This window comes from Streptomyces sp. JK94, from assembly GCF_053613315.1.
Genome location: NZ_JBSICH010000010.1, coordinates 1 through 12,395, shown reverse-complemented (window position 1 = coordinate 12,395; position 12,395 = coordinate 1). Strand labels below are relative to the sequence as shown.

Here is a 12,395-nt window from a genome sequence, read left to right as displayed (position 1 = left end):
GTCCAGCCGATGGCGAGGCAGCTACGCGCCGAACAGACCCGCGCGACGATCCTCGGGGCCGCCGCCGAGCTGTTCGACCGTCACGGCTACGAATCGACCAGCCTCAGCGAGATCGTGGCCCACGCCGGAGTCACCAAGGGCGCCCTGTACTTCCACTTCGCGGCGAAGGAGGACCTCGCCCACGCCATCATGGAACTCCAGTCCCTCACGTCGCGCCGGCTGGCGGCGGAGCTGGACGGCAAGGGGTACACCTCGCTGGAGGCCCTGATGCGCCTCACGTTCGCCATGGCCCGGCTGTGCGAGGAGGGGCCGGTCCTGCGTGCCGGTCTGCGGCTCGCCACCGGGGGAGTGGCGGTACGGCCGCCGCTTCCGCATCCCTTCACCGAGTGGCGGGAGATCGCCTCGTCCCGTCTCCTGGACGCCGTCCGGCAGTCCGACGTGCACCCGGACATCGACGTCGACTCCGTCGCCCACACCCTGGTCTGCTCCATCGTCGGCACGCGGGTCGTGGGCACCCTCGAACCCGACGCGCGGCAGCCGCGCCGCCTGGCCGGGATGTGGCGCCTCCTCATCCGGGGCATGGTGCCGGTCACCCGACGCGCGCGCTACCTCACCCTGGCGGCCCGCCTGGAGCGGGACATGAGCAACGCCTGACCCGGAGCGGAGCCTTCGGCCGCGCGGGCCTCCGTGCGGAGCCACCTGCCACGGCTTCCCGTCGGGGCTTCCTGCCACGGCTTCCCTTCGGGGCGCGGCCGGATCCGCCGTGCCGCCCGGGGCGCGTGCCACGGTGAGGCGTGTGCCCGCCGTCCCGCCCGGGCCGCGCGCTACGGTGAGGCGCATGTCCGACACCCCGCCCGAGCCCGCCCCCGTCATCCTCGGCGACGAGCCGGGGTCCTTCCCCCACGGCGTGCTGGCCGAACGGCACCCGGCCGTCGTCCGGCAGGTGCGGGAGGCGTTCCCCTACGACCCGGAACGGCGCGGCGCCCTCGACGCGCTGCTCGCGAGCTGCGCCGGCGGTGCCGTCGAGCCGCTGCCCGTCGAGGCCGGCGCCGAGGACCGGCACCGCTGGGCGCAGTGGGGGATGGACCGGTACGCCGGCCGCTCCTGGTTCGAGGTGCCCTGGCTGTGGGCCGAGAGCCACTTCTACCGCCGGCTCCTCGACGCCGCCGGCTACTTCGGCCCCGGCCCCTGGCAGGGCGTCGACCCCTTCCGGCCCGCCAAGCTCGCCGAACTCGACGCCCCCGAGACGGAGGAGGAACTGGCCGCGCTGGACGACCTGGCCGGTCTGCCCGCCGAGGAGCGGCTCCCGGCCCTGCTGCACGGCTCGCTCTGGGGCAACCGCGCCGACCTCGGCTTCCGCCTCTCCGAGGGCGGTGCCCGTCCCGGGGACCGGGTCGGGGCCTTGGTCGCCGACGACGGCGACGCACTCCTGACACTCCTGCCGCCCGCCGGGGCGGACACCCCGGCCCCGGCGACCCTGTGCCTCGTCGCCGACAACGCCGGCCGCGAACTCGTCCCCGACCTGCTCCTCGTCTCCCACCTCCTCGCCGAGGGCCGCATCGGACGGGCGGTGCTGCACGTCAAACCGCACCCGTACTACGTATCCGACGCCACACCCGCCGATCTGCTGGACGCGTTGCACCGGCTCGTGGCGGCGGGCGGAGCGGCCGCCGAGTACGGCGACCGCCTGTGGACGGCACTGGCCGACGGCCGCGTCACCGTCCGCGCCCACCCCTTCTCCTGCGCCCCGCTGCCGTACGCGGACATGCCCGGCGACCTGCGCGCCGAGTTCGCCGCGGCCACGGTCACCGTCCTCAAGGGCGACCTGAACTACCGCCGCCTGGTGGGCGACCGGTGGTGGCCCCCGACCACGTCCTTCGCGGCGGTCACCGCGTACTTCCCCGGCCCCGTCGCCGCGCTGCGCACCCTGAAGTCCGACGTGATCACCGGCCTGGCCGCGGAGACGGAGGCCGCGCTGGAGGCGAGCGGGGAACGGAACTGGCGGACGAGCGGGACGCACGCGCTGATCCAGGTCGGGCACTGAGCGCCCGGCGGTCCGGAGAGGTGCATCGGCGAAAGTTCCCGCGTTCCGCCCCGATTCACGCGATGGTGTGATCATGTGCCGCCCCGCGGATGTGCCCGCGGGGCCGTGGGTAGTGCCCGGCCATGACGCAACAGCCCTTCGAACTACCGCACTTCTACATGCCGCATCCCGCGCGGCTCAACCCGCATCTCGACGAGGCCCGCGCCCACTCGACGACGTGGGCGCGCGAGATGGGCATGCTGGAGGGCTCCGGGGTCTGGGAGCAATCCGACCTCGACGCACACGACTACGGTCTGCTCTGCGCCTACACCCACCCCGACTGCGACGGGCCGGCGCTCTCCCTCATCACCGACTGGTACGTGTGGGTCTTCTTCTTCGACGACCACTTCCTGGAGAAGTTCAAGCGCACCCAGGACCGCGTCGGCGGCAAGGCCCACCTCGACCGGCTCCCCCTGTTCATGCCGCTCGACCTCACCACCGTGATGCCCGAGCCGGAGAACCCGGTCGAGGCCGGCCTCGCCGACCTCTGGACGCGCACGGTGCCGGCGATGTCGGCCGACTGGCGCCGCCGCTTCGCCGTCGCCACCGAGCACCTGCTCAACGAGTCCCTGTGGGAGCTGTCCAACATCAACGAGGGGCGGATCGCCAACCCCGTCGAGTACATCGAGATGCGCCGCAAGGTCGGCGGCGCCCCCTGGTCGGCCGGGCTCGTGGAGTACGCGACCGCCGAGGTGCCCGCCGCCGTCGCCGGGTCCAGGGCGCTCAGGGTGCTGATGGAGACGTTCTCCGACGCCGTGCACCTGCGCAACGACCTCTTCTCCTACCAGCGCGAGGTCGAGGACGAGGGGGAGCTGAGCAACGGGGTCCTGGTCCTGGAGACCTTCTTCGGCTGCACCACCCAGGAGGCCGCCGAGCTGGTCAACGACGTCCTCACCTCCCGGCTGCACCAGTTCGAGCACACCGCCTTCACCGAGGTGCCCGCGACGGCCCTGGAGAACGGCCTGACCCCGGCCGAGGTCGGCGCCGTCGGACTGTACGCGAAAGGCCTGCAGGACTGGCAGTCCGGCGGCCACGAGTGGCACATGCGCTCCAGCCGGTACATGAACGAGGGCGCCCGGCCCCTCGCCGGCTGGCAGGCGCTGACCGGTCCCGGCACCTCCGCCGCGAACGTCGGGACGCTGCTCGCCGCGGCCGCCGCCGAGCGGGCGCGCCCCTACACGTACGTGCCCTTCCAGAAGGTCGGCCCCTCGGTCATCCCCGACATCCGCATGCCGTTCCCGCTGGAGCTGAGCCCCGCCCTGGACGGCGCCCGGCGGCATCTGTCCGAGTGGTCGCGGGAAATGGGGTTCCTCAGCGAAGGCGTCTGGGACGAGGACAAGCTCGCGAGTTGCGACCTGCCCCTGTGTGCCGCGGGCCTCGACCCGGACGCCACCCAGGAGGAGCTGGACCTCGCCTCCGACTGGCTGGCCTTCGGCACCTACGGCGACGACTACTACCCGCTGGTCTACGGCCACCGCCGCGACCTGGCCGCCGCCCGGCTGACCACGGCCCGTCTGTCGGCCTGCATGCCGCTCGACGGTGAGCCGGTCCTGCCGCCGGCCAACGCCATGGAACGCTCCCTGATCGACCTGTGGGCGCGCACGACCGCCGGCATGACGCCCGAGCAGCGGCGCCCGCTGAAGGCGGCCGTCGACAAGATGACCGAAGCCTGGGTGTGGGAGCTGGCCAACCAGATCCAGAACCGCGTCCCCGACCCGGTGGACTACCTGGAGATGCGGCGCGCCACCTTCGGCTCCGACCTCACCCTGGGCCTGTGCCGTGCCGGACACGGGCCGGCCGTCCCGCCCGAGGTCTACCGCAGTGGCCCCGTCCGTTCCCTGGAGAACGCGGCGATCGACTACGCGTGCCTCCTCAACGACGTCTTCTCGTACCAGAAGGAGATCGAGTACGAGGGCGAGGTCCACAACGCCGTCCTCGTCGTGCAGAACTTCTTCGGCGTCGACTATCCGGCCGCCCTCGGCGTCGTGCAGGACCTGATGAACCAGCGCATGCGCCAGTTCGAGCACGTGGTCGCGCACGAACTGCCCGTCGTGTACGACGACTTCCAGCTGACCGACGAGGCGAGAGCCGTCATGCGGGGCTACGTGACCGACCTGCAGAACTGGATGGCCGGCATCCTCAACTGGCACCGGGAGGTTCCGCGGTACAAGGCCGATTACCTGGCCGGGCGCACCCACGGCTTCCTCCCGGACCGGATCCCGGCCGTACCCGTCCCCAGGAGCAGCCCCGTTCCGACGGCCTGACCGGCGTTCAGTCTCACTCGTTCGTGGCTCGTCACGCGCTGGTGCGCCGGGTAGAGCACCAGCCGGAGGCGATCCATGGAACAGACAGTGCTGCGACCCAAGCCGATGCCCGGCCGGGAACCGCGGGCCGGTACCGCGCCCGACGACGGGCGGCGCCCGCACACCGGGCGCCGGCGCCGCCGCCGGCTCACCAGCCTGCTGCTCGGCGTGTGCGCCGCGACCGTCCTGCTCCTGGCGGGTGTGGGGCTCGGGACGGTGGGCGCCACGGTCATCGGCATGAGCGAACTGGCCGAGATGCGGCGGCAGGCGGGGGCGTCGGGTGCGGGGGCGCCGCCGGGCACCCGGGCCGTCCCGGCGCACCCGTCGGGCGGCCGGTCCCCCTCCCCGGCGCCGGCCACCGCGACCCTCGGTGTGGAGGCCGTGGATGACGAGAAGCCGGGGGCCCTCGTGGTGGGCGTCCACGTGCCGGGCCCCGGATACGCGGCCGGCCTGGTCCGGGGCGACGTGCTCCTGACGTTCGGCACGGCCCGCGTGGACTCGGCCGCCGACCTCGCACGCGCCGTGGCCCGCGCCCGGCCGGGCAAGGAGGTCAAGGTCACGGTGCGCCACGAGAGCGGCGGCTACCAGCAGCTGACGGCCGTACCGGGCGTCGTCACGTGACCCGCCCCGCCCGTGCGGGGCCTGCGGCCCGTACGCGTCGGCCGGCGACCTCCGGAGTGCGACCGTACGGAAGGCGGCTCGTGAGCCGCCCCCGGCCCACCCGCCTCCCGGGGCGTCCGCGGCGGCCACCTCGGCGCCGGTCGGACCGCCACGGGTCGTCCGGCGATCCCGCGCCCCGCTCCCGTCCGCGGCTCCCCGAACGCGGGAGGCACGTGGTCCCGGCCCGCTCCCGTTCCGGCCGCCCGGCGCCGGGCCCCGCCGCCCCGTGCTCGTGCCTCACCCGGCCACGGGCGAGGGGCCGCTTCGTGCGAATCGGCTCGCGTCGCCCCCGTGCCAGAGGCAGGATGCTGCCCATGGACCTGCTCTCGCCGCCCAGGGAGGCCCGGATGACCGGCAGCGCACCCGCTGCTCCCTTCACCACCGACGACTACCGGACCCGCATGGAGCGCGCCGCGAACGCGGCCGCCGACGCGGGCCTGGCCGGACTGCTGGTGGCACCGGGACCGGACCTCGTGTGGCTCACCGGTTACGCGCCCACCGCGACCACCGAACGGCTCACCCTGCTCGTCCTCGCCCCCGGCCGCGACCCCGTCCTCGTCGTGCCGGCCCTGGAGGCCCCCGACGCCGAGAAGGCCGTCGGCGCGCCCGCCCTGACCCTGCGCGACTGGACCGACGGCAAGGACCCCTACGCCGCCACCGCCGCGCTCCTCGACGGCTCGGGCCGGTTCGGGATCAGCGACAACGCGTGGGCGATGCACCTGCTGGCCCTCCAGCGGGAGCTGCCCGGCACCACGTACGCCTCCCTCACCGAGGCGCTGCCCATGCTGAGGGCGGTCAAGGACGCGGCGGAGCTGGAGCTGCTGGCCGCGGCGGGGGCGGCCGCGGACGCCGCCTTCGAGGAGATCCGCACGGTCCGCTTCGGCGGGCGCCGGGAGTCCGAGGTCGCCGCCGACCTCGCCGGCCTGCTGCGGCGGTCCGGGCACTCCCAGGTCGACTTCACCATCGTCGCCTCCGGTCCGAACGGCGCCAACCCGCACCACGAGGCCGGTGACCGCGTCATCGAGGACGGCGACATGATCGTCCTGGACTTCGGCGGCCTGAAGGACGGCTACGGCTCCGACACCTCCCGCACCGTCCAAGTGGGCGAGCCCACCGACGAGGAGCGCCGGGTGCACGACCTCGTCCGCGAGGCGCAGGAAGCGGGTTTCCGGGCGGTGCGGCCCGGCGTCGCCTGCCAGGAGGTGGACCGGGCGGCCCGCGCGGTCATCGCCGGCGCCGGCTACGGCGAGTACTTCATCCACCGTACCGGGCACGGCATCGGCGTCACCACGCACGAGCCGCCGTACATGATCGAGGGGGAGGAGCAGCCCCTCGTGCCCGGCATGTGCTTCTCCGTCGAGCCCGGCGTCTATCTGCCCGGCCGGTTCGGGGCACGGATCGAGGACATCGTCACGGTCACCCGGGACGGCGGCCGGCGTCTCAACGACACCACCCGGGAGATGGTCACCGTGCAGTGACCGGCGACCGAGAGACCCCGAAACGCCCCGGCGGACCACGAACGCCCCGGCAGACCCGGAAGACGACGGCCCGACCATGACCCAGGCACCGACACCCACCGCGGACACCGTCCGCCGACTGGTCCGTTCCCTGCTGAGCGAGAGTGCGGACCTCGAGGTCCGGCCCGTCGCGGAGGCCACCGGGCCCGCCACCTGGTGGGCCGGCACCCGCCACGTGCTGCGCCTGGCCCCCGACCGCGGGGCCGCGGTGCGGCAGCGGCGCGAACTGCGTCTGCGCGAGCTGGTCCGCCCCTGCGTCTGCGTCACGGTGCCGACGAGCGTGGCACACGGGGAGTGGGCGCCGGGCCTGACGTACACGCTGGACGCCCGGGTGCCCGGCGGGTCGGGGGAGGACCACGACGTGTCGGCCCTCGGCGAGGCGGACCTGGCGGCGCTGCTCACCGGGCTGCGTGAGGTGCCGGTCCGCCAGGCGGAGACCCTCGGCGTGCCCCGGGCCGCCCCGCGCTCGCTGGAGACGCTGCGGCAGGCCGCCGAGCGCGCCGCCCGGCGCCTCGCCGAGGCCGACGAGTTCGACGCCGCGCGACCGGAGCGGCTCACCCCCGAGGCGACGGCCCAGCTGGGCGCCCAGCCCGGCGCGGCGGTCCTCGTCCACCACGGCCTGGCCGGCGAACACCTCGTGGTCGGCTCCGACGGCCGGGTGCGCGGCGTCCTCGGCTGGACCGACGCCGTGCTCGGGGACCCCGCCGAGGACATCGCCGCGCTCGCGTTGTCCGTCGGCTCGCCCGCCGCCGTCCGCGCCGCCACCCTCGCCGGTTACGGCGCCCGTCCCTGCCTGCGCGGCCTGTGGCTGGCCCGCTGCGACGCGCTGGTCGGTCTGGCCGGGGCGCTCGCCGGCCGGCCGGCCGCACCCGCGTCCGTCCCCGTGCTCAGGACCCGGCTGCGGCGCGCCTGGGAGCCGATCCTGCTGGAACGGGTGACGGAACTGCGCGAGGACGGCCCGGACGACCCCTCCTGAACGGCTCCCCGTCCGTGCGGCGGCGGCGCCCACGAGTGAGGGCGGTACGAGAGGGACGCCGCACCCAGCAGGAGTGCGACGCACCGCTGGAGGAGTACGGCTCCCGCCTGGGGGAGCACCCCCACTCCTGGGAGAGCACGAGAGGACGCCTACTCCTGCAGGAGGACGGCGCTCGACTCGCCCGGTACACGCAGCACCCCGTCCGCGCCCGGCGCCTGCACCGGTTCCCACGCGGCGAGCACGCGCGAGGGACGGGACCCCAGGGGGATCGCCACCGGTTCGGGACCCAGGTTGACGGCCACCCGCAGGTCACCGCGCCGGAAGGCCAGCCAGCGCGCGTCGGCGTCGTACGCCACCCTGGTGTCGGCGAGATCCGGGTCGGTCAGGTCGGCCCGCTCGCCGCGCAGGGCGATCAGCCGGCGGTACCAGTCCAGTACGCGCGCGTGCGGCTCGCGTTCCGGCTCGGACCAGTCGAGGCAGGAGCGCTCGCGTGTCGCCGGGTCCTGCGGGTCGGGCACGTCCTCCTCCTTCCAGCCGTGCGCGGCGAACTCGCGCCGCCTGCCGTTGCGTACCGCCTCGGCCAGCTCCGGGTCGGTGTGGTCCGTGAAGAACTGCCAGGGCGTGCCGGCGGCCCACTCCTCGCCCATGAACAGCATCGGCGTGAACGGCGCGGTCAGGGTCAGGGTCGCCGCACAGGCCGCCAGGCCGGGGGAGACCAGCGCGGCCAGACGGTCGCCCTGGGCGCGGTTGCCGATCTGGTCGTGGGTCTGGCTGTACCCGGTCAGCCGGTGCGCGGCGACGCGGCCCCGGTCCAGCGGCCGTCCGTGGGCCCGGCCCCGGAAACTGGAGTAGGTGCCGTCGTGGAAGTAGCCCCCGGTCAGCGTCTTGGCGAGCGCGGCCAGCGGGGCGCGTGCGAAGTCGGCGTAGTAGCCCTGCGACTCCCCGGTCAGCGCGGTGTGCAGGGCGTGGTGGAAGTCGTCGTTCCACTGTGCGTGGACGCCCATGCCGCCCTGCGCGCGCGGGGTGATGATCCGCGGGTCGTTGAGGTCGGACTCGGCGATCAGGAACAGCGGACGGTCCAGCTCGGCGGCGAGGCCGTCCACGGCGGCCGACAGCTCCTCCAGGAAGTGGCACGCGCGCGTGTCGACCAGGGCGTGCACCGCGTCGAGCCGCAGTCCGTCGACCCGGTAGTCCCGCAGCCACGCCAGGGCGCTGTCCACCAGGTAGGCGCGGACCTCGTCCGAGCCGGGGGCGTCCAGGTTGACGGCGACGCCCCACGGCGTGTGGTGGGTGTCGGTGAAGTACGGGCCGAAGGCGGGCAGGTAGTTGCCGGAGGGGCCCAGGTGGTTGTGCACCACGTCCAGGACCACGCCGAGACCCAGTTCGTGGGCCCGGTCGACGAACCGTTTCAGCGCCTCGGGCCCGCCGTACGGCTCGTGCACCGCCCACAGCGAGACGCCCTCGTACCCCCAGCCGTGCCGGCCCGGGAAGGGACACAGCGGCATCAACTCGACGTGCGTGACGCCCAGTCCGGCCAGGTGCCCGAGCCGCTCGGCGGCGGCGTCGAGCGTGCCCTCGCGCGTGTACGTGCCCACGTGCAGCTCGTACAGGACGCTCCCGGGCAGGGATCGCCCTGACCACTCGGCACCCCAGGTGTACCGCCCGTGGTCGACGACCGCGCTGAGTCCGTCCGGCCCGTCCGGCTGCCTGCGCGAGCGCGGGTCCGGCAGCACCGGCCCGTCGTCCACCGCGAAGCCGTACCGCGAGCCGTCCCGCGCATCGGCCTGTCCGCACCACCACCCCGGCCGCCGCGGATCGCGCTCCATCGTGCGCGTGACGCCGTCGCACTCCAGCGTCACCCGGTCGGCCTGCGGTGCCCACACCTCGAACTGCACGGACGGTTCCCCTTCGTCTGCTCACCGTGATGTAGCCCGTCCATCGTCCTGCAAAAGCGATCTCTCCGCTGGGGAAAGGCACCGTTCGCGGCAGGTGTCGTCCGCGCGGCGTGCGCGCGGGAGCCGCCGCCCGCACGCACGGTGGTCGATTTCCCGGTTTCTGGACACTCCGGCCCGGCTGACCGACAATCACCCGCGTGACGTCGTCCTCCGAGTTCAACACGTACCCCGCGCGGTTGTCCGACACGGAGCGCGACAAGGCGTTGAAGGTGCTCCGGGACGGCGTCGCCATGGGGCGTCTGTCGCACGACACGTTCATCCGCAGGATGGAGCTGGCGCTCGCCGCCCGGCGCCTTGAGGAACTGGCCGCGCTCACCGCCGACCTGCCCACCGAGGGCCGGGTGTCGCGGCTGGTGTTCGGCACCGTCGAGGCGGTGTCCGGGTTCGGCGTACGGCTGCGCCGGGCCTGGCAGGCCGAGCGGCTGCCCAAGCTGCTGCTGCCCCACCCCGGCACCGGCCACCCGCTGCGCATAGGGCGCGACCCGGCGAGCGGGCTGCGGCTGACCCACGAGACGGTCTCCCGCGTGCACGCCGAGCTGAGCCGGCAGGGCGGCATGTGGGTGCTGCGCGATCTCGGCTCCACCAACGGCACGACGGTCAACGGACGGCGGGTCATCGGTGCGGCGGTCGTCCGCGAGGGCGACCAGATCGGCTTCGGCCAGATGGCCTTCCGCCTCGCGGCGGCCTGAGCCGGCGAAGGAGACCGGAGCACAGCTCTGGCCTGGCCTTCACCCGGCGTCGCGCACTCCGTGCGGGGTGAGCCCGATGGCGCAAAACCCGTCGTGTTTCACGGTGTTGACGTACCCCCCAAGTCGTGACTGACTGTGCGTACACCGCGTATCCGGGTGAACCGACGAACCGCATCCTGGAGGTGTGCCCTGCCACCCCTCCTGCGCTATCCGACCGTGGACGAGCTGGGTGCCCGGGCCGCCGCGCTCGTCGCCCGCCATCCCCGGCACGCCCGGCTGCGCCGCGTCGGCACGTCCCGCGCGGGCACCCCGCTGCTGCTGCTTTCCGTCGGCCACGGCAGCGGCCAGGCACTCGTCGTCGCCGGACCGCACGCCAACGAACCGGTGGGCGGCGCCACCGCCCTGCGGCTGGCCGAGCGGGCCCTGGCGGACCCCCGGCTCACCGAGGGCGCGGACGCCACCTGGAACCTGCTGCTGTGCGCCGACCCCGACGGCCTGCGCCGCAACGAGGGCTGGCTGTCCGGCCCGTACACCCTCGACCGCTACGCCCGGAACTTCTTCCGGCCCGGTTTCCTGGAGCAGCCCGAGTGGCTGCCCGACGGTCCCGACCACGCCGCGCTGCCGGAGACCCGAGCCCTGGTCGCCCTCCAGGACGAACTGCGGCCCTTCCTGCAGTGCTCCCTGCACGGCGTCGACGTCGGCGGCGGCTTCGTCGAACTGACCCACGACCTGCCGGGTCTCGCCCAGCGCGTCACCCACACCGCGGCCCGCCTCGGCATCCCCCGCGAGCTCGGCGCCTACGACACCCTGTACTGGCCCGACCTGGGCCCTGCCGTCTACCGCATCCCGCCGCCCCGCCGCGGCGACCTCACCGCGGCCATCACCGAGGCCGCCGTGGAGTCCACGTGGTGCCATCCGCGGCGCTACGGGACGGTCACCGCGGTCGTCGAGGCGCCCATGTGGGGCGCGGCCGGCGTCGCGGACGGCTCGCCCCCGGCCGACCGGGACGCGGTGCTGCGCTCGGTGAGCCGTGCGCTGCGCCGGGACACCCGCCGTCTGAACCGCGTCCTCGCCCGCATCCGGCCCCACGTCGCCACCGACCCGGACGCGGCCCACCTGCTCGCCCCCGTCGACGACTACCTGCTGGTCTGCCCCCGGCTCGCCGACGCGTGGGACCCCGACACCGACGACGGATCGGGCCGGCCGCTCCCCCCGATGAGCACCGCCCACCTGGTCGCCCTGCGCCTGGCCGGACGGCGACTGGCCCTGCGGACGGCGGGGCTGCTGCACCAGCTGGTGACTCGGGCCGGGGACGACCCCGCGGGCGTACTGCCCGAGCTGGACCGGCTCGTCGACGAGGGCTGCGCCGACTACCGCGACGGCTGCGCGGCCCGCTGGATCCCGGTCGCGCGCCAGGTGGAGTACCAGACGCGGATCGTGCTGGCCGCGTTCGAACTGGCCGGGCGGCGCCGCACCACCCGTTCGGGTGAGCCGGGGTGGGGTCCGGAGGCCGCCGTGCCGATGCACCGGGAATGACACACATCAACACGAGCGGAGCGGCTCCGGCCGCCCTCCTGGCGGCTGCCGCCCTCCTCCTCACCTGCGCGGCCCCGGCACGGGCCGCCGCGGAACGGGAACCGGCGGCCGACTGGCTCCTCCTCGGCGTCACCCGCGGCGACGCCCGGTCGGGCCTCCACCCCACTGACCGCCCGGATGCCCACACCGGCACGACCCGCGGTGCCCTGCTGCTGTGCGACCCGCCCAGCGGCCACGCCCGCGCGGCCCGCGCCTGCGCGGACCTCGACGCGGCGGACGGCCGCATCGAGGCCATCCCGCCGCAGGACGCCCCCTGCCCCATGGTCCACGCCCCGGTGACCGCCCACGCGCGCGGGCAGTGGCGGGGACAGCCCGTGGAGTACACGCGGACCTTCCCGAACAGGTGCGTGCTGGAGGTGAGCACGGGAGCGGTGTTCGCCTGGGACGGGGGACGGTGAGCCGGGCGGACCGGTGAGCACGGCCGTCCTGTACGGGGCCGCTTTGCCGGGGTGGCCCTGTGCGCGGCCACCCTGTACGGGGCCGCCCCCTTGCCGGGGGCGGCCCCGCGCCGGCGTGCGCGAGGTGAGGGCGCGCATCCCGGAGGGTGCGCGCCCCTGTGCTGCGGGGGTGCGCACCCCCGCGATGCCATGCGGCGGGGAGGGACAGGTGTGAGCCC

General features: G+C 74.7%; 10 protein-coding genes. 9 read left to right on the top strand and 1 reads right to left on the bottom strand.

Annotated elements, in window-relative coordinates; all coding sequences use genetic code 11:
* The first annotated feature begins 9 nt into the window (after nucleotides 1–9).
* The 6 genes from ACVV2G_RS10125 to ACVV2G_RS10100 all read left to right on the top strand — a co-directional run bounded on the left by ACVV2G_RS10125 (nucleotide 10) and on the right by ACVV2G_RS10100 (nucleotide 7,539).
* Nucleotides 10–654 carry a ScbR family autoregulator-binding transcription factor gene (locus ACVV2G_RS10125; protein WP_453842293.1) on the top strand — a complete coding sequence of 215 codons (645 nt, stop codon included), beginning with the start codon at nucleotides 10–12 and terminating at the stop codon, nucleotides 652–654.
* Nucleotides 655–838: 184 nt separating this feature from the next.
* Nucleotides 839–2,044, top strand: coding sequence for a damage-control phosphatase ARMT1 family protein (locus tag ACVV2G_RS10120; RefSeq protein ID WP_453842292.1), 1,206 nt, complete (start codon nucleotides 839–841; stop codon nucleotides 2,042–2,044).
* Between the two features lie 122 nt (nucleotides 2,045–2,166).
* On the top strand, nucleotides 2,167–4,347 hold the full coding sequence (gene cyc2 / locus ACVV2G_RS10115; protein ID WP_453842291.1) for a germacradienol/geosmin synthase Cyc2: 2,181 nt from the start codon (nucleotides 2,167–2,169) through the stop codon (nucleotides 4,345–4,347).
* A 75-nt stretch (nucleotides 4,348–4,422) separates the two neighbouring features.
* Nucleotides 4,423–5,007 (top strand): PDZ domain-containing protein, encoded by a 585-nt coding sequence (locus ACVV2G_RS10110; protein WP_453842290.1) that lies wholly within the window; start codon nucleotides 4,423–4,425, stop codon nucleotides 5,005–5,007.
* Between the two features lie 386 nt (nucleotides 5,008–5,393).
* Complete coding sequence (locus ACVV2G_RS10105) at nucleotides 5,394–6,524, top strand: aminopeptidase P family protein (RefSeq protein WP_453842374.1); 1,131 nt, start codon at nucleotides 5,394–5,396, stop codon at nucleotides 6,522–6,524.
* 76 nt (nucleotides 6,525–6,600) lie between these two features.
* A complete protein-coding gene (locus tag ACVV2G_RS10100) occupies nucleotides 6,601–7,539 on the top strand; it encodes a phosphotransferase family protein (protein WP_453842289.1) in 939 nt (312 codons plus the stop codon).
* Nucleotides 7,540–7,688: 149 nt separating this feature from the next.
* Here the strand turns inward: ACVV2G_RS10100 and treZ are convergent, their stop codons facing one another.
* Nucleotides 7,689–9,434, bottom strand: a complete 1,746-nt coding sequence (gene treZ / locus ACVV2G_RS10095; protein WP_453842288.1) for a malto-oligosyltrehalose trehalohydrolase — start codon at nucleotides 9,432–9,434, stop codon at nucleotides 7,689–7,691.
* 197 nt (nucleotides 9,435–9,631) lie between these two features.
* Here treZ and ACVV2G_RS10090 point away from each other — a divergent pair, with 197 nt between their 5' ends.
* The 3 genes from ACVV2G_RS10090 to ACVV2G_RS10080 all read left to right on the top strand — a co-directional run bounded on the left by ACVV2G_RS10090 (nucleotide 9,632) and on the right by ACVV2G_RS10080 (nucleotide 12,177).
* Nucleotides 9,632–10,183, top strand: coding sequence for an FHA domain-containing protein (locus tag ACVV2G_RS10090; protein ID WP_453842287.1), 552 nt, complete (start codon nucleotides 9,632–9,634; stop codon nucleotides 10,181–10,183).
* A 216-nt stretch (nucleotides 10,184–10,399) separates the two neighbouring features.
* The gene (locus ACVV2G_RS10085) at nucleotides 10,400–11,719 is read left to right on the top strand and encodes a M14 family zinc carboxypeptidase (protein ID WP_453842286.1); all 1,320 of its coding nucleotides are present in this window, start codon (nucleotides 10,400–10,402) and stop codon (nucleotides 11,717–11,719) included.
* Nucleotides 11,716–12,177 carry an SSI family serine proteinase inhibitor gene (locus tag ACVV2G_RS10080; RefSeq protein WP_453842285.1) on the top strand — a complete coding sequence of 154 codons (462 nt, stop codon included), beginning with the start codon at nucleotides 11,716–11,718 and terminating at the stop codon, nucleotides 12,175–12,177. The genes ACVV2G_RS10085 and ACVV2G_RS10080 overlap by 4 nt, the downstream gene beginning before the upstream one ends.
* Nucleotides 12,178–12,395 lie beyond the last annotated feature (218 nt).